This is a genomic window from Bradyrhizobium sp. USDA 4461, assembly GCF_054055655.1.
In genome coordinates, this window is record NZ_JBSRXM010000001.1 from 383,169 (window position 1) to 400,129 (window position 16,961).

16 protein-coding genes are annotated in these 16,961 nt (G+C 66.1%); 9 read left to right on the top strand and 7 right to left on the bottom strand.

Annotated features, from left to right (window positions below; all coding sequences use genetic code 11):
- The first annotated feature begins 19 nt into the window (after nucleotides 1-19).
- Entirely contained in the window at nucleotides 20-1,981 is a 1,962-nt protein-coding gene (locus ACVINW_RS01870) for a putative bifunctional diguanylate cyclase/phosphodiesterase (RefSeq protein WP_456749725.1), read from the top strand.
- Between the two features lie 171 nt (nucleotides 1,982-2,152).
- Here ACVINW_RS01870 and ACVINW_RS01875 read toward each other — a convergent pair whose 3' ends face one another.
- The 3 genes from ACVINW_RS01875 to ACVINW_RS01885 are packed head-to-tail and all read right to left on the bottom strand — an operon-like array spanning nucleotide 2,153 to nucleotide 4,947.
- Complete coding sequence (locus ACVINW_RS01875; protein ID WP_456749726.1) at nucleotides 2,153-3,133, bottom strand: PDR/VanB family oxidoreductase; 981 nt, start codon at nucleotides 3,131-3,133, stop codon at nucleotides 2,153-2,155.
- Between the two features lie 12 nt (nucleotides 3,134-3,145).
- Nucleotides 3,146-3,892: a GntR family transcriptional regulator gene (locus ACVINW_RS01880; protein WP_456749727.1), complete on the bottom strand. Its 747-nt coding sequence runs from the start codon at nucleotides 3,890-3,892 to the stop codon at nucleotides 3,146-3,148.
- A gap of 5 nt (nucleotides 3,893-3,897) precedes the next feature.
- Nucleotides 3,898-4,947 (bottom strand): aromatic ring-hydroxylating dioxygenase subunit alpha, encoded by a 1,050-nt coding sequence (locus ACVINW_RS01885; RefSeq protein WP_456749728.1) that lies wholly within the window; start codon nucleotides 4,945-4,947, stop codon nucleotides 3,898-3,900.
- Between the two features lie 190 nt (nucleotides 4,948-5,137).
- Between ACVINW_RS01885 and ACVINW_RS01890 the strand changes: the two genes are divergently transcribed.
- The 8 genes from ACVINW_RS01890 to ACVINW_RS01925 are packed head-to-tail and all read left to right on the top strand — an operon-like array spanning nucleotide 5,138 to nucleotide 11,859.
- Complete coding sequence (locus tag ACVINW_RS01890; protein WP_456749729.1) at nucleotides 5,138-5,863, top strand: GntR family transcriptional regulator; 726 nt, start codon at nucleotides 5,138-5,140, stop codon at nucleotides 5,861-5,863.
- Nucleotides 5,864-5,921: 58 nt separating this feature from the next.
- The gene (locus ACVINW_RS01895; RefSeq protein ID WP_456749730.1) at nucleotides 5,922-6,887 is read left to right on the top strand and encodes an ABC transporter substrate-binding protein; all 966 of its coding nucleotides are present in this window, start codon (nucleotides 5,922-5,924) and stop codon (nucleotides 6,885-6,887) included.
- A gap of 1 nt (nucleotide 6,888) precedes the next feature.
- Nucleotides 6,889-7,644 carry an ABC transporter permease gene (locus ACVINW_RS01900; RefSeq protein WP_456749731.1) on the top strand — a complete coding sequence of 252 codons (756 nt, stop codon included), beginning with the start codon at nucleotides 6,889-6,891 and terminating at the stop codon, nucleotides 7,642-7,644.
- Entirely contained in the window at nucleotides 7,623-8,429 is an 807-nt protein-coding gene (locus tag ACVINW_RS01905) for an ABC transporter ATP-binding protein (protein WP_456749732.1), read from the top strand. The genes ACVINW_RS01900 and ACVINW_RS01905 overlap by 22 nt, the downstream gene beginning before the upstream one ends.
- Nucleotides 8,430-8,436: 7 nt before the next feature.
- Entirely contained in the window at nucleotides 8,437-9,237 is an 801-nt protein-coding gene (locus ACVINW_RS01910; protein ID WP_456749733.1) for an ABC transporter permease, read from the top strand.
- 13 nt (nucleotides 9,238-9,250) lie between these two features.
- Nucleotides 9,251-9,916, top strand: a complete 666-nt coding sequence (locus ACVINW_RS01915; RefSeq protein ID WP_456749734.1) for a polysaccharide deacetylase family protein — start codon at nucleotides 9,251-9,253, stop codon at nucleotides 9,914-9,916.
- On the top strand, nucleotides 9,913-10,782 hold the full coding sequence (locus ACVINW_RS01920; RefSeq protein WP_456749735.1) for a fumarylacetoacetate hydrolase family protein: 870 nt from the start codon (nucleotides 9,913-9,915) through the stop codon (nucleotides 10,780-10,782). The genes ACVINW_RS01915 and ACVINW_RS01920 overlap by 4 nt, the downstream gene beginning before the upstream one ends.
- A gap of 33 nt (nucleotides 10,783-10,815) precedes the next feature.
- On the top strand, nucleotides 10,816-11,859 hold the full coding sequence (locus ACVINW_RS01925; RefSeq protein WP_456749736.1) for a uroporphyrinogen decarboxylase family protein: 1,044 nt from the start codon (nucleotides 10,816-10,818) through the stop codon (nucleotides 11,857-11,859).
- Between the two features lie 243 nt (nucleotides 11,860-12,102).
- On the opposite strand, the gene ACVINW_RS01930 is transcribed toward ACVINW_RS01925, so the two are convergent.
- The 4 genes from ACVINW_RS01930 to ACVINW_RS01945 form a co-directional block, all read right to left on the bottom strand.
- A complete protein-coding gene (locus tag ACVINW_RS01930) occupies nucleotides 12,103-13,092 on the bottom strand; it encodes a DUF2778 domain-containing protein (protein WP_456749737.1) in 990 nt (329 codons plus the stop codon).
- A gap of 260 nt (nucleotides 13,093-13,352) precedes the next feature.
- Nucleotides 13,353-15,734 (bottom strand): putative bifunctional diguanylate cyclase/phosphodiesterase, encoded by a 2,382-nt coding sequence (locus tag ACVINW_RS01935; RefSeq protein WP_456749738.1) that lies wholly within the window; start codon nucleotides 15,732-15,734, stop codon nucleotides 13,353-13,355.
- 147 nt (nucleotides 15,735-15,881) lie between these two features.
- The gene (locus tag ACVINW_RS01940) at nucleotides 15,882-16,292 is read right to left on the bottom strand and encodes a DOPA 4,5-dioxygenase family protein (RefSeq protein ID WP_456749739.1); all 411 of its coding nucleotides are present in this window, start codon (nucleotides 16,290-16,292) and stop codon (nucleotides 15,882-15,884) included.
- A 23-nt stretch (nucleotides 16,293-16,315) separates the two neighbouring features.
- On the bottom strand, nucleotides 16,316-16,936 hold the full coding sequence (locus tag ACVINW_RS01945; RefSeq protein WP_456749740.1) for a class I SAM-dependent methyltransferase: 621 nt from the start codon (nucleotides 16,934-16,936) through the stop codon (nucleotides 16,316-16,318).
- Between the last annotated feature and the right edge of the window lie 25 nt (nucleotides 16,937-16,961).

Genomic DNA, 16,961 nt, shown 5'->3' on the forward strand with positions numbered 1-16,961 from the left:
GCGCAGCCAAACCAGTGAGATGCGTACCTATCTCAGATCATATTTCGCGGCCCTGTTCGCGGGTGACCTCGCGGCCTTCGGCGCACCACCGACGGATGAAGCGCTTGCCGGCCATATCCGCGCCGAGCAGGTGTCGCTCGTGCTCGGCTATTCCTTCGGCATCATGCTGGCCAATGCCTGCAACGCACTGGTGCTCGCAGCCGCGCTCTGGCAATCGCCGGACTGGCTCTTTGCGCTGGTATGGGCGGCCGCGGTGAGCAGCGCCGCGCTGTTCTTCGGGCTGCAGGCTCGCGCATCGCGCCACCTCGCCAAGCCGCAATTCGTGTCGCGCCGAACCATGTATCGCCTGGTGCGCAATGCGCTGGCGCTCGGCGCGGCCTGGGGCATCGTCCCGGTCGCCTTCTTCGCCGGTGCGTCGAGCGGCGGGCAATTGGTGATCACGTGTCTTTGCGCCGGAATGCTCGCCGGCGGCGCCTTCGCCTTCTCGACTATCCCGATCGCCGCGATCGCGTTCACCGCGCCGATCTTCGTCGGCATCGCGATCTGCCTCGGCCGGGACGGCGACTTCATCTATCTCCTGATGGCGGTGCTGGTCTTGGTCTACGGCTCCGTGCTGCTGCGCGGCGTGTTCGTCAATGCCTTCGAGTTCAGGCGGCGGATCATCGCCCAGCACGAGGCCGAGCGGACGGTGCGGCAGGATCCGCTGACGCATCTGCCGAACCGCGTCGCCTTCAACGAGGCGCTCAACGGCGCGCTGAGCCGGCTCGAGCGCTCGGGCGAGGAGTTCGCCGTGCTGCTGCTCGATCTCGATCGCTTCAAGGAGATCAACGACAGGTTCGGGCGGCCGGCCGGCGACGAATTCCTGGTGCAGGTCGCGGCGCGGTTGCAGCGCTGCACGCGCGCCGCCGAACATGTCGCGCGGATCGGCGGCGACGAGTTCGCGCTGATCATGTCCAATCTGACCCGGCCCGAGGACGCGCTGGCGATCGCCGACCGGTTCGTCGCGGCCTTCGCCGATCCGTTCCCGATCGACGGTTTCGAGATCACCAGCGCGATCAGCATCGGCATCGTGCTCGCGCCACGCGACGGCAACACCTCCCACGACCTGCTCAAGCATGTCGACATCGCGCTCTACCGGGCCAAGAAATCCGGCCCCGGCACGATCTGCTTCTTCGAGGCGAGTGACGACCGGTCGGCCCGCGACCGCCGCGCCTTGCAGCGGGATCTGGAACAGGCGATCGAGGCGGACCAGCTGTTCCTGGTCTACCAGCCGTTCCTCGACATCCGCAAAGGCCGCGTCACCGGCTTCGAGGCGCTGCTGCGCTGGCAGCATCCGGCGCGCGGCCTGATCCCGCCGAGCGTGTTCATCCCGATCGCCGAGGAGAGCGGGTTGATCCACCAGCTCGGCGAGTGGGTGATCCGCCGCGCCTGCGCAATGCTCTCGCGCTGGCCCGACGACATCAGGATCGCGGTGAATTTCTCGGCGGTCCAGTTCCAGAACGTCGGCATCCTGCAGACCATCGTCGAGGCGTTGGCCGAAGCCAACGTCGCGCCAAACCGGCTCGAGATCGAAATCACCGAATCGATGCTGATCTCGAAATACGGATCGGCGCCCGCAATCCTGAACGGGCTGCTCGAGCTTGGCCTGACGGTCGCGCTCGACGATTTCGGCACCGGCTTCTCGTCGCTGACCTATCTGCGCAAGCTGCCGTTCAGCCGCATCAAGATCGATCAGTCCTTCATTCGGGATATGCTGACCCAGCCGGATTGCGCCGCGATCGTCAAATCGGTGATCGGCCTCGCGCAGGACCTGAAGATCGGCGTCGTCGCCGAAGGCGTCGAGACCGCAGACCAGCTCGAATATCTGCGCCAGACCAGCTGCGACGAAGTGCAGGGCTATCTGATCGGCCGGCCGATGTCGGCCGGCGAGATCACTGCCCTGCTCGATCACGACCCGCGGCACTCGGTGCACGCGGCGTAGCCTGGCGAACGGCTCCAGCCGTCATTGCGAGCCACCCGGTCGGCGCAAAGCGCCGCCGGATGACGGGCTCCGCGAAGCAATCCATCGGCCCGCAAACGCGGTTAGATGGATTGCGTCGTCGCTATCGCTCCTCGCAATGACGGCGGAGGGTAGAATCGTGACGCGGTCGCATCAGAGCGGATCGGCGCGATGCAACGTGTCCACCGTGATGGTGCCGCGGGCCCGCGACACGCAGGCGCAGATCTTGCGGCTCTCCTGCTTCTGGTGGTCGCTGAAGAACACGTCGCGATGGTCGATCTCGCCGTCGACATCGACCACGTCGAGCGCACAGACCCCGCATTCGCCGCGCCGGCAGTCGCTCATCACCTCATGGCCGGCTTCGTTCAGCACGTCCAGCATCGAGCGGTCGCGCGGGATCACGAACTCGGTGCCTTCATCGCGGAGTCGCACGCGGAACGCTTCGGTCGGCAACAGCCCGCTCGATCCGAAGGTCTCGTAACGCAGATCGGTCATCGGACGGCCGGACGCTTCCCAGGCCCGCCGCGCCGCATCGAGCATCCGCATCGGCCCACAGAACAACGTCATCGTATCCTGCGGCAGACCTGCGAAGACGCTGTCGAGGTCGAGCCGCCGGCCCTCGTCGCCGGCATGAACGATGAGGCGGTCGCCGAGCAGACGTTCGAGCGCACCGAGATAGGCCGCATCGCCGCGCGTCCGCGCGGCATAATGCAGCGTGACGCCGACATCGCGGCGCGCCAGCGCCTGCGCCGCGCCGACGATCGGCGTGATGCCGACGCCGCCTGCGATCAGGCAGAATTGCCGCCGCGTCCAGTCGAGCTGCACCAGCGAGGCGGGCTGCGTGATGTTGAGCCGCGCGCCGGGCGCGAGCGACCACATGTAGCGCGAGCCGCCGCGGGAATCCGGGGCGTGCCGCACTGCGATCCGGAACCCCTGCGGATCGACCTCACCGACCAGCGAATAGGATCTTGTCTGCGGCTGGCCGTCGATGGTGACGCCGACGTCGATATGGCTGCCGACCGGATAGGGCGCGGCGGTGAAATCGTCGGGCCGCAGCAGGAATTCGCGGATGCCGGGCGTGAGGTCGCGCACGCCAAGCAGCGTGGCTGATGTCCAGGTTTCGATGAATCGCATGGCGCGCTCCGTTCAGCCGGCCGAGATCAGCGCCAGTGCCGGCAGCAGATCGAGATGGGTGCGGTTGCGCAGCGCCAGCCGCAGATTGCGCGCCGCGAGCCTTGCATGCTCGCGCATAACGGCCTCGGCACGCGCGCCCTCGCGGTTCTCGATGGCGTCGACCACGACGCGATGATGATCCTGCCCGATCAGCAGGATCTGACGCGCCTCGGGCAAGACCGATTGCGCCATCACGAAGCCGCTCGGCGAGGCGAATGGCAGCGCCGAGGCGCGGTCGATCTGCCGGATCAGCGGCGGGCTGCGCGACAGCTCGGCCAGCAGCACGTGGAAGCGGGCGTTGAGCGCGACATAGGACGAAAACGCCTCGATCGAGATCGGCTCCTGCCGGACCAGGCCGTCGATCTCGTTGAGGCACTGCTTCAGCGGCTCGAGATCGCGCGACGAGACGCCGCGCTCGGCGGCAAAGCGCGCGGCCAATCCCTCCAGCGTGCCGCGCAGCTCGATCGAATCGAGGATGTCGCGCTCGGAAAATGCCTTGACCATGAAGCCGCCGGACGGGATCACCTCCAGCAGGCCTTCCTCTTCCAGCCGGACCAACGCCATCCGCACCGGCGTGCGCGACACCCCGGTGACCTCGACCGCCTGCAATTCCGAGATGCGCTCGCCCGGCCGCAAGCCGCCGGAAACGATCAGCTCGCGCAGCGCGAGTTGCGCCCGCACGGTCTGCGACACTGAACGCTCGGCTTCGCGCTCCGCCATGCCGTCTACTCCGCCGCTTGCAGCTGCTGCGACGGGTTTTCCTTCGCCACCATACGGTCGATGACGCGTCGTGCCCACATCGCGCCGGCATCGATGTTGAGATTGTAGAACACGCGGTCCGGATTCTCGTCCATCGCGCGCTGCTGCGCTTCCAGGATGATCTCGTCCTCGTGGAAGATGCCGGCGACGCCGTCGCGGATTTCCGAGGTCAGCCGCTGCTCGGTGATGCGGTGGTTGCGGACGAAGGCCCAGAAGTAATGGCAGGTCTTCTCGGTTTCCGGCGTGATGGTGTTGAGCACATAGCCGTTGACGCCCTGCGAGCGATCGCCTTCCGGCGCGCCCGTTCCGGCCGGCGCGACGCCGACGTCGATGTTGACGGTGCACGGCGCCTCGAAGCGGATGATCTGCCAGCGATCGACCGGGCCCGGCTTCTGCAATTGCTTGGCCCAGAACGGCGGCGGCTCGATGCCCTGCATCCAGCGCGTCACGGTGACGGTCTTCTCGCCATGGGTGACGTCGAACGGCGCTTCGGCGACCGCGTCATTGCCGATGCTCGAGCCGTGCACGAAGGTCTCGTGGGTCAGGTCCATCAGATTGTCGACGACGAGGCGATAGTCGCATTTGACGTGGATGGTCTTGCCGTCGCCGGCCCAGGCCGGATCGTGGTTCCAGTGCATGTCAGGCACCAGCGCCGGATCGGCGAGCGCGGGATCGCCCATCCAGAGCCAGATGAAGCGGTGACGCTCGACGACGGGATAGGCGCGCACGCAGGCCGACGGATTGATCGTCTCCTGCGACGGCATGAAGGTGCAGCGGCCCTGCCCATTGTATTTCAGGCCGTGATAGCCGCAGACCACGGTGTCGCCGTCGAGCCGGCCCTTAGAGAGCGGCACCAGGCGATGCCAGCAGGCGTCCTCGAGCGCCACCACCTCGCCGTCGCCCTTACGATACATCACGACATGCTTGCCGCAGATCGTCCGCGGCAGCAGCGCATGCTTGATCTCGGCATCCCAGCCGGCCGCGTACCAGGCGTTCATCGGAAAGGGCTTTGGCACGAGATCCTCCCTAGTTGCATTCTGATTGTATACATTAATACTCCATTTTCGGCAATTTCCCAAGGAAATTCTCGCTCATTCGTGCCGTCAACGCCATATCAGTATACATTAACTGTCAAGAGAGGTCTGCGTCCGAATAAAATCGATTTTCGATTGACGGCAACAAGGTCGTCCGCCAGTCTGCGCGGCCATGAACATCGCCTTGAGTTTTCGCGAGGGCCTGGCTGGCGACGGGCCGCGCAGCCTGACATCGGCGGTTCAGGAGCGGCTGCGCGCCGACATCCTGTCGACCCGGCTGCTTCCGGGCCAGAAGCTGCACATCGCAGGTCTCGCCAAGCAGTTCTCGGTCAGCCTCGCCGCCGTCCGCGAGGCGCTGTCGCGCCTGGTGGCCGACGGCCTGGTGCAGGCTTCCGACCAGCGCGGCTTTCGCGTCTGCCCGGTCTCGCTCGCCGATCTCGCCGATGTCACGCAGACCCGGATCGACATCGAGGGCCTTGCGTTGCGGCGCTCGATCGAACGCGGCGACGAGGCCTGGCTGTCGTCGGTCGCGGCGGCCTGGGAATCGCTGAAGGCCGTGCCGCATCGCTATCCCGATGACCCCACCGTGCATTACGAGGAATGGGTGGTCCGCCACCGCGTCTTCCATCGTGCGCTGGTCAATGCCTGCGGATCGCAATGGCTGCTCGGCTTCCGCGACGTGCTGCATGAGCAGAGCGAGCGCTACCGGCGGCTTTCGATCCGCCGCGAGGTCGGCAGGGCGCGCGACGTCCAGGCCGAGCACGCCGCGATTGTGGACGCGGTTTTCGCGCGCGATGCGGATGCGGCAGTTCGCGCATTGTCAAAGCATTTCGGCACCACCAGGGAATTCGTCGAGCTCGCGGCTCCGCGCATCGCGGAGGTCAACGGCACGCCCTGATCCACGGCGCGCAAGGCGCCGCAAATAACAACAATCGATATCCGGGAGAAACAGAACCATGAGCATCACGCGCCGCCGCGCGCTGGCAACCCTGATCGCCACCACCCTGCTGGCCGGCCCAGCGGTCGCCGCCGACACGATCCGCGTCGGCCTGCCGACCAAGACCTATTGGCCGACGACGATCGCCGAGACCGCGGTGCGGCAGAAGCTGTTCGAGAAGGAAGGCATCAAGGCGGAGCTGACGGTCTATCGCAGCGGCGCCGAGACCTTCGAGGGCATGGCGGCCGGAGCCGCCGACATCATCCTCGATCCGCCGTCGCTGGTATCGGCCGGCCGCAAGAAGGGCGTGATGTCGCGGATCGTCGCCAATGCTGCGATGGGCAATTTCGGCTGGCAGCTGATGGTGCCGGCCAAGTCCACGCTCGAGGTCAAGGATCTCAACGGCAAGAAAGTCGGGATCACCGCGGCGGGCTCCGGCTCCGACCTGCTCGCGCTCTGGACCATCCAGGACAGGAAGATCGACTTCACCCGCGTGCCGGTCGGCGGCGGCGGCCTGGTGCCGAACCTGCTTGCCGGCAATGTCGATGCCGCCGTGGTCTATTCGCCGCTCAGCTTCCAGGTCGCCAAGTCGGGCGAAGCCAAGACCATCCTCGACTATGCGACCGCGGCACCGCCGAACCTCACCGCGGGCTGGATCGTGCTCGACAAGTTCGCCGAGACCAAGCCCGAGGTGGTGCAGAAGGCCGTCAATGCGCTCTATGGCGCCGTGCAGTTCATGCGCGCCAACCGCGACGTCACCGTGAAGCTGATCGCCGACCTCTATGAGATGCCGCCCGAGATCGCCGCGATGGAATATGACAACACCATCATGAAGCTCGAGACCGATGGCGACATGGGCGCGGCCAACGTGCCGGCGGCGGTGCAGCTGTCGCTCGATCTCGCCAAGCTCGGCGGATTGAAGGACATCGTTCCGGTCGAGGACGTGATCTCGACCAAATTCAAGCCGGTTCCGACCAAGCCATAAGATGCAGGCCACCCTCACCATCAAGCTCGCGCGGGTCGCGATCGTGATCGCGATCTTCGCGCTGTGGGAAATGCTGTCGCGGACCGGCTTCGTCAATCCCCGCCTGCTGCCGTCGGCATCGGATACGCTCGCCACCCTCGGCGACCTCTTGCAACGGTCGAGCGTCCGGACCGACCTCATGGTGACCGCGACCGAGGTGCTGGCTGCCTTCGCGCTCGCGGTGCCGATGGGCACGCTGATCGGATTCCTGATCGCGGAGAACCGCTATTTTGCCGATGTCGCCAAGCCGCTGCTTTTCTTCGCCTTCAGCATCCCGAAATCGATCTTCCTGCCGCTGTTCATCCTGGTGTTCGGCGTCGGCTTCGCCCAGAAGGTCGGCTTCGGCTTCTTCTCGACCATCTTCATCGTGATCATGTCGACCACGACGGCTGTCGAGTCGGTCAAGGTCGAGCATCTGACGGTGGCCCGCTCCTACGGCGCCACGCGCGCGCAAACCGCGTTCCGCGTCTATCTGCCGAGCATGCTGCCGGTGCTGCTGGAAGCGCTGCGGATTTCGATGATCTTCAACCTCACCGGCGTGATCCTCGCCGAGATGTACGCCTCGCGGGACGGCATCGGCCACCAGATCGCGACCTGGGGCGAGAACTTCCAGATGAAGCAGCTGCTCGCCGGCGTCGTGATGGTCGCCGCGATCGCCATGACCTTCAATGAACTGATCAGATGGGTGGAAACACGATGCAGCCATTGGCGAACGTGACACCGTTGAAGCCTGCGCCGCGCGCCGGCGCGATCGAGGTGCGGAATGTCGGGCAGGTGTTCCGGACCAAGTCGCAGGACGTCGTCGCACTGGAGAATGTCTCGCTCGACATCAAGCCGGGACGCTTCGTCGTGCTGGTCGGCCCGAGCGGCTGCGGCAAGTCCACGCTCCTGATGATGATGGCCGGGCTGCGCGCGCAGACCTCGGGCACCATCACCATCAACGGCGCGCCGATCCCGCAGCCGGACCCGAACCGCGTCGGCGTCGTATTCCAGGAAGCGAGCCTGTTTCCGTGGCTGACCGCGGAAGACAATGTCGAGTTTCCGCTGGCGCTGCGCGGCGTCGCCAAGGCGGAGCGCCGGGCCAAGGCGCAGGATGCGCTCAAGCTGGTCGGCCTCGAGGGCTTCGGCAAGCGCCACCCGCACGAATTGTCCGGCGGCATGAAGCAGCGCGTCTCGATCGCGCGCGGCCTGGTGCAGGATCCGCCGGTGCTGCTGATGGACGAGCCGTTCGCCGCGCTCGACGAGCAGACCCGCATGACGATGGGCGACGAGCTGCTGCGGATCTGGGCCGCCACCGGCAAGACCATCGTGTTCGTCACCCACAGCCTGACGGAAGCGGTCTATCTCGCCGACGAGGTGATCGTGATGTCGCCGCGGCCGGGCCGCATCGTCGATCAATTGCAAGTCAATCTGCCGCGGCCGCGGACCTACGAGATGCTGAGCGGCGATGCTTTCGGCGCGCTGCGCGACCGCATCTGGCGGCACATCCGCAAATCGGCGTGAGACGGCGATGAGCGCGAAAACCCTTCGTCATCTGATCGTCGCAGGCCTGCTCGTGCTGTGGGAGCTATTGCCGCGCACCGGCCTGATCCCCGAGTTGTTCCTGCCGTCGCTGTCCTCCACCCTGCTCGCCGGCTGGAACGAGGCGGCCGAATATGGCCATGCGCTGGCGGTGACGCTCTACGAGGTCGCGGTCTCGATGGCGTTCGCCTGCGGCGGCGGCATCCTGCTCGGCGCCGTCGTCGGCAGCCTGCCGCGGCCGCGACTGCTGATCATGCCGATGGTCTCGAGCCTCTATGCGGTGCCGCTCGTGATCCTTTATCCGGTGTTCACCGTGTGGCTCGGCATCGGCTCCGAATCCAAGATCGCCTTCGCGTCGATCTACGGTTTCCTGCCGACCATGCTGGCGACCGCGGCCGGGATCCAGACCATCGACCCGCAATTGCTGCTCGCCGCGCGCAGCATGGGCGCGACGCTGAGCCAGCGGCTGGTCCGCGTCATCATTCCCGCCGCGATCCCGACCGTGCTGTCGGGCCTGCGGATCGGCGGCGCGCTGGTCATCGTCGGCGTCGTGGTTTCGGAGATGCTGATCTCCTCCGCCGGCATCGGCTATCTGATCTCGCGCTACCGCACCATCCTCGACAGCCCGCACGTGTTCGCCGGCGTGCTGCTGGTGCTGTTCATGGCGATCGCCTTCAATAGCGCGATCCGCTGGGTCGAGCGCAAGGCCGCGATCTGGCAGACCGGCACGCGCGCCGGCCAGAGCGCCGCCGACGAGGTCGGCTCCGGCGCGATGCAGCCGGCGACGTGAGGGGATCGCTGAAATGTTCGACCTCACGCTGACATTCGACAATGGCCCCGAGCCCGACGTGACGCCGCGCGTGCTCGATATCCTGGCCGAGCGCGGCATCAAGGCGACATTCTTCGTGATCGGCGAGAAGCTCGGCGATCCCGCGCGCCGCCGCCTCGCCGCCCGCGCACGCGACGACGGCCACTGGATCGGCAATCACACCTTTACGCACAGCACGCCGCTCGGCCTGCAAGCCGGCGCGGACACGGCGCAGCGCGAGATCGGCCGGACCCAAGCCGCGATCGGCGACCTCACGCATCCCAACCGCTGGTTCCGGCCGTTCGGCGGCGGCGGCAATCTCGACGAGCGGCTGCTGAAACCCTCCGTGGTCGACTATCTCGCGCACCACAAGCACAGCTGCGTGCTCTGGAACGCGATCCCGAGCGACTGGGACGATCCCGACGGCTGGACCGAGCGCGCGCTCGCGCAATGCCGGACGCAGCCATGGACGCTGCTGGTGCTGCACGATTTGCCGACCGGCGCGATGACGCGTCTCGAAGGATTCCTCGACCGCGCCGCGGCGAACGGCGCCCGCTTCCGCCAGGATTTTCCGCCGCAATGCGTCCCGATCCGCAACGGCGAGATCGCGCTGCCCATCGAAGCCTATGTTTCCTCCATCGAACAGAGTGAGAGACCATGAAGATCGCAAGTTTCAAGGCGGCCGGTGCCGCAAGCTACGGCATCGTGACCGATGCGGGGGTGATCGACGCCGGCAGGCGGCTGAAGCCGTATCCGACGCTGAAGGCGCTGCTGACGACGGGGTCGCTGGATGAGCTGAAGACATTGCGGGGCGAGCGCGCCGATCACGCGCTCACAGACGTCGAGCTGCTGCCGACCGTGCCTGATCCGGACAAGATCTTCTGCATCGGCGTCAACTATGCGACGCATCTCGCCGAGAGCGGTCATCCGACGCCGCCGCATCCGATGATCTTCACCCGCTTCGCCAACAGCCAGGTCGGCGCCGGCCAGCCGATGATCCGGCCGCTGGAATCGGAGCGCTTCGACTATGAGGGCGAAATGGCCGTGATCATCGGCAAGGCCGGCCGCCGCATCCCGCGCGAGGCGGCGCTCGCTCATGTCGCCGGCTATGCCTGCTACAATGACGGCAGCATCCGCGACTGGCAGCGCCACACCTCGCAATTCGCGCCGGGCAAGAACTTCGTCGGCACCGGCGGTTTCGGACCGTGGATGGTGACATCGGACGAGCTGACCGACATCGGCCAGCAGCACATCGCGACCCGCCTCAACGGCGTCGAGGTGCAGGCCGCGCCGATCTCGGACCTGGTGTTCGATGTCGCCACCCTGATCGCCTATTGCTCGACCTTCACTGAGCTCGTGCCGGGCGACGTCATCGTCACCGGCACCACCGGCGGCGTCGGCGCCTATCGCACGCCGCCGCTGTGGATGAAGGACGGCGACGTCGTCGAGGTCGAGATTTCCGGCATCGGCGTGCTGCGCAATCCGGTGAAGGACGAAACCGCGGCAAGCGCGACGCGCGCGGCCTGATCGGGCCGCGGCAACGACAAGAAGGAGGACATCATGAACCTGCCCACGCATCTGCTGCCGACCACCGTCGTCGGCAGCTACCCGCAGCCGGAATGGCTGGTCGATCGCGCCATGCTGTCGAAATCGGTGCCGCGCACCCGCATGCACGCGATGTGGCGGCTGCCGGCCGAGCATCTCGAGGAAGCCCAGGACGACGCGACCATCGTCGCGATCCGCGACATGGAGCGCGCCGGCATCGATATCGTCACCGACGGCGAGATCCGCCGCGAGAGCTACTCCAACCGGTTCTCCACGGCGCTCGAGGGTGTCGATGCCGACAATCCCGCTGTCATCACCGCACGCACCGGCAACACGCAGACGCCGGTGCCGCGCGTGGTCGGCCCGGTGAAGCGCAGGGGACCGGTGGAGCTGCACGACATGCAGTTCCTGCGCAGGAACACCGACCGTGCCGCGAAGATCACCCTGCCCGGCCCGTTCACGATGAGCCAGCAGGCCAAGAACGAGTTCTACAAGGACGACGAGGAGCTCGCGATGGCCTTCGCCGAGGCCGTCAATGCCGAGGCGCGCGACCTCGAGAAGGCCGGTGCCGACGTCATCCAGCTCGACGAACCCTGGGTGCGCAACAATCCGGAACTCGCGAAGCGCTATGCGGTGAAGGCGATCAACCGCGCACTGGAGGGCATCACCATCCCGACCGTGGTGCATCTCTGCTTCGGCTATGCCGCCGTGGTACCGGGCTCGACCAAGCCGGCCGGCTATTCCTTCCTCGCGGAGCTCGACGACACCATCGCCGACCAGATCTCGATCGAGGCGGCACAGCCGAAACTCGATCTCGGCGTGCTCAGGGATCTATCATCGAAGACGATCATGCTCGGCGTACTCGACCTCGGCAATCCCGAGATCGAACCCGCGACGGTGGTCGCCGACCGGATTCGCAACGGCCTGAAGCATGTGCCGGCCAAGCGGCTGGTGGTCGCGCCGGACTGCGGCATGAAGTACATGCCGCGGCAGGTCGCGTTCGGAAAACTCAAGGCGATGTGTGACGCCGCTAGGATTGTCAGGAAAGAGATCGGCTAAAGCATGAGCCGGAAAAATGCGGGGCAGCATCAACGCGCTGTCATCGCCCGGCTCGCCGCCTCCGCTTGAGCTTCGGCGCGCCTGAAAGCGAGAGCCTCGTCGAAGCCTTGGCGGAGACGGGACCGGGCGATCCAGTATTCCAGAGGCGCCAGCGCTTGAATCGAGAGGCCGCGGCGTACTGGATCACCCGCTTTCGCGGGTGATGACAATCGAGCGTGTGGCAACGGCGACGCTACTCGCGGCTTATGAGTTCGACGCAGAGCGCGTCGAGGCCGACTTGACGTCCTTAATGCTGATCACGACGGCGATGCGCTTGATCGTGCCGTTGCGGTAGGCCTGCAGGAAGCGGTCGTAGTGCTTGACCGAGATGCAGCCATTGGAGTCGCCGTTCGGTCCAAGCATGTAGCTGTGGACCAGCAGGCCGACACGACCGAACGTGTCGCTGCCGTCGACCGGAGTCATGCGCAGCGCCGGCACGCCGTGGAACAGCTTTTCGCGCGGCTTCATCTCGTAGATGCCGGGCGGCGTCGCACCGGCGTTGCGGGCATTCACATGCGCGGGATCGTCGAGCAGGTTGCCGAGGCCCGAATGCGCCTCGAATTTGGTGCCGTCAGGCATGTACACGATGCGGCCGGTGATGTCGTACACCGCCGTGGTGCTGTCATAGCCGAGCGCGCCGAGGTCGGGGCTCGGTCCGGACAGCAGGCCGTCGTTCGGATCGATCGAGGCAAGCTGGATCTTGCCCGGCATCATGTCGGCGATCTTCTGCAGGAAGGTCCGGTTGTCGCCCTGCGGCGCCTGCGGAGGTGGCGGCGGCTGATCGTTCCGCGCCAGCAGATTGGCTTCGGCCGGCCGCGAGCGCGGCATCGGCACCGCAGAGGTGGATGGGGTCGTCGTTGTGGCCGCAACCGACGCTGTCGCCGGCTGGCTGACCGGCAGCTCGGTCTGGGTGTCGCGCAGCTGGCCGGCCAGCGCGTCCTCGATCTGACCGAACTCGGAATTGAAATCGCCGCGGCTCGAACGGAATCCGCGGCGGAGGGGGTAATACAGCGAAGCCGTGTTGATCGTGGAGCGCGAGCCGAAGCGATCGTCGAAGTTCAGCGATGCGGCGGTGTTGGCGAACGCGGGTCCGTGCAGCCATGCGGTCGGGTCGATGCCGACCACCCAGGCGGCAAGGCCAGACGACAGGACGAGCGCCGTCACGGCGAACGCCGTGCTGCCCACCAGAGACATGCCGCGGCTCGACTGACGCGCGGCAGCTTTCGTCGTACGTTGACCCATCATCCCCAAGTACGGTGCTCTGGAGCCTGTTACCCGGCCCACATGGGATTCACCGATCACTCATCATATCAGGGAATTAGAGTAAGGCATAATCGAGACGAAGCCGGCAACGACAGGATTTTTAAACGTTTTTCGGATGGAAAGTGCCGGGAATCAGCCTTCGCCAGGCCAAAGCAGCCGAAAATGTCCCGATTCGGGACAATTTCGGCGACTCAGGCGATCTTTTCCTCGCGTAGCGTGAGCACCGGCACCGGCTTCCCGATGGCGTAACCCTGGACGTAGTCGACGCCGATCTGGCGCAGCTCGTCCAGGATGGCGAGGCTCTCGACGAACTCCGCGACCACCTGCTTCTGCATGATCTTGGCGGTCTTCGTGATCATCTCGACCATCGCGCGATCGACCTTGCTGTTCAGGATCTCCTTCACGAACGAGCCGTCGATCTTGATGACGTCGACCGGCAGATGCTTGAGATAGGCGATCGAGGACATGCCGGTGCCGAAATCGTCGAGCGAGAAGCTGCAACCGATCTCGCGCAGCCGCGCGATGAAGGTCTGGGCCTCGTCGAGATTGGAGATCGCGCTGGTCTCGGTGATCTCGAAACACACCACCGCCGGCGAGACATCAAGCTCGGCAAACAGGGCGGCGACGAAATCGACGAAGTCGCTGTCGCCGATGGTGGCGCCGGACAGATTGATCGCATAGCTCGCGATCTTGCGCGGGTCGCGCTTGCGCTCGGCGATGATCTCGAAGGCGCGGCGAACCACCCAGCGATCGATCAGCGGCATCAGGCCATAGCGTTCGGCCGCCGGCAGGAAGCTGCCGGGCGGCACCAGGGCGCCGCTCTCGTCGCGCAGCCGCAGCAACAGCTCGCGCCGGTCGTTGCCCTTCAGCGTGCCGTTCACCGGGCGGATCTCCTGCTCGTAGAGGCAGAAGCGCCCCTCGTCCAATCCCTTGCGGATGCGATTGACCCAGCTCATCTCGGCGACCCGCACCGCCATGCCGGTATCGGACGGACGGTGCTCCTGGACGCGATTGCGGCCCTTGTCCTTGGCGAGGAAGCAGGCGACGTCGGCGAGCCGCAGCGCATCCTGCACTCCGGCGCTGTCGGCAAGCCCGACCAGGCCGATGCTGGCGCTGATCCGGAAGCTCGAGCCCTCATGGACGAAGTTCGACTGCTCGACCACGGCCCTGATCCGCTCCGCGACGTCGGCCGCGACGTCATGCGTGGCCGAGCCGTCGTCGCGCAGCAGGATGCCGAATTCGTCGCCGCCAAGCCGCGCCACCAGCCCGCTGTCGCCAACCTCCGCAGTCAGCAGCCGCGCCACCTGCTTCAACAGGCGGTCGCCCGCCATGTGGCCGCAGGTGTCGTTGACGATCTTGAACTGATCGAGATCGATCAGCATCAGGTCGGCGCCATCAGACGGCGCACCCGACATCGCCTTGTGCAGCTCGAACTCGAACTGGCGCCGGTTCGCAAGCCCGGTCAGCGCGTCATGCGAGGCGGCCCAGGCCAATTCCTCGACCAGCCGCCGCTCGGCGGTCATGTCGTGAATGATCATGACACGGCCGGCCGGTTCGCCGGCATGCACGATCGGGGTCTCGACCACCGATACCGGCACGCTGGAATGATCCGGCCGCACCAGGAGCCGCTGCTGCGGCCGGCTCTCGCCGTCGGCCTCGCCGCTCTGGAACGATCCCCGCACCGGCTGCTCGGCGATGTTGAACAGCGATGACAGCTGCCAGCCGGTGACGTCCCGCTCCAACGCGACCAGCCGCTGCGCGGCGGCGTTCATGTAGCCGACGCGATCGTCCTGCGTGGTGACGATGACCGCATCGCCGATCGAGGCCAGCGTGAGCTGGGCGCGCTCCTTCTCGACGGCAAGCGCGGTCTCGGCAAGCCAGCGCCGCCACAGCATCCGCCTGGTGTGGAACAGCACGATGCCGGCCAGGCAGGCCGCGATCACGAGATTGACCAGCAGCAGCAGCGCGGAGACCTGGCGCGACGCCTTGCCCAGATGATCGGAGAAATCGACCGCCAGCGTGCTCAGCGCCGCATCGACCACACCGATCCGCTCGACCCAGTGCCTGATGGTCGCGGCCGACGGATCATGCAGCGCGACATCGTTCGCGGCCTCGTTCCTGATGTCGATCAGCTGATCGAGCAACGCATCGGAATTGCGCCAGGCCGTGACCGCGCCGGCGACGTGATGCATCGTGCGGAAATATTTGAACAGCCAGATCAGGCCGCCAATGTCGTCATCATGATTGCCCGCCGCGGCGAAGCCGGCGCGGGCCACGGCGTCATTGTTGCCCGGCGATTCCAGCGCGCGCCGCGCCGTGCGATCGGCCAGCGGTACCGCGATCGCGGCATCGAACTTCCGCAGATAGAGCGGTGCGCCGGTCGAGACATAGATCTGAAGATCGCGAATGGCGTCCTTCTGCCCCTTCGACCACAGGCTTTCGCCCGCCACATAGGCCCGCACCGCGGACATCACCTGCAGGCTCCCGGCCGACAGGCCGGCCAGCAGCAGCACGATCGCCAGCAGCGGCCCCACCACCCGCCACAGTGACCAGCTTCGAAACGAAAAGAACATGCCCAATGCGCCCGACTCTGAAATTGCCGGGTCAGCCTAGGAATCGTGACTTAACCTCACGTTGCAAAACGCGATGAGTTTGAACCGACTTGGTTGTAACACAATCGCTTCAAACTTTACGCAATCCGGCGATCCGGTCGATGATTCTCAGGGACGCAATGTCGGCTGTGTGTTCGGCGCCGGCGCCTGCTCCATCTCGGCCTCTTCGGGCAGCTTGTCGGCATGGACCGCCAGCGGCTTGCCGATCCAGAGCGGATCGTGGCGATGATCGCGGCGCGGATTGGTGGTGTTGGGGTGGACCAGGATGCTCAGGCTGCCATGGTTGAGCATCAGCCACGGCACCAGGGTCGGAAACAGCTCGGCCGCGAACGCCACCTGGTACATCGCCTGGTCGTGCGGGCCGACCTTGACGTCATGCCAGCGCCCGAGCGTGACCAGGAAGCGCTCGCCCAGCCAGTTACGCAGCCGTTCCGCTTCGCCGCGGCTGGTGGCCGGATCGTAATAGACATGGGCGTGGTAGCTCGCGATCTCACCGATCGTGCGTGGCGCGTCCGTCATCTCATCTCTCCTTCGGCTGCCGGTCACGTCCGCCGCAGCACACTGAATTGGAACGACTGCGTCGCGCCCCACGGCGTGACGTGTCGGTGCGCCTCATGCGCGACCAGTTCGAACCCCGGACCGACGGTGCGGCCGAGCGCTGTCGGATCATAGCGCTGCACCGGCAGGCCGCTGCATTTTTCCGGACCGTCCAGCGCAAAGGTGCCGATCACGGCGTGGCCGCCGGCCGTGACGCCACGATGCAGTCTCTCCAGATAGGCCGCGCGCTCCGTTTCCTCGACCAGAAAATGAAACGCCGCACGATCGTGCCAGATGTCGAACGCCTGCGGCGGTTGCCAGACCGTCGCATCGCCGGCGATCCAGCGCACCGCGTCGCCTGCCGCGCCGATCCGTTCCCGGGCGCTCGCCAGCGCCGCTTCCGAGAGATCGAGCACCGTCAGATCGTGGAAGCCGCGCACAAGCAGCGCATCGACGAGGCGCGAGGCCCCGCCTCCGACATCGATGATCGACCCGTCGCGGCGGGGCGCGACCGATTCGATCAGGCGCAGCGATGGCTGCGGATCGGCCTGCGACCAGCTCACCTGCTGCTCACCCTTGGTCAGGTAGACGGTCTGCCAATGCGATTGGCGGTCAGAAGCAGTCATTGGCGATCGGTCCCGAAGGCGGTGA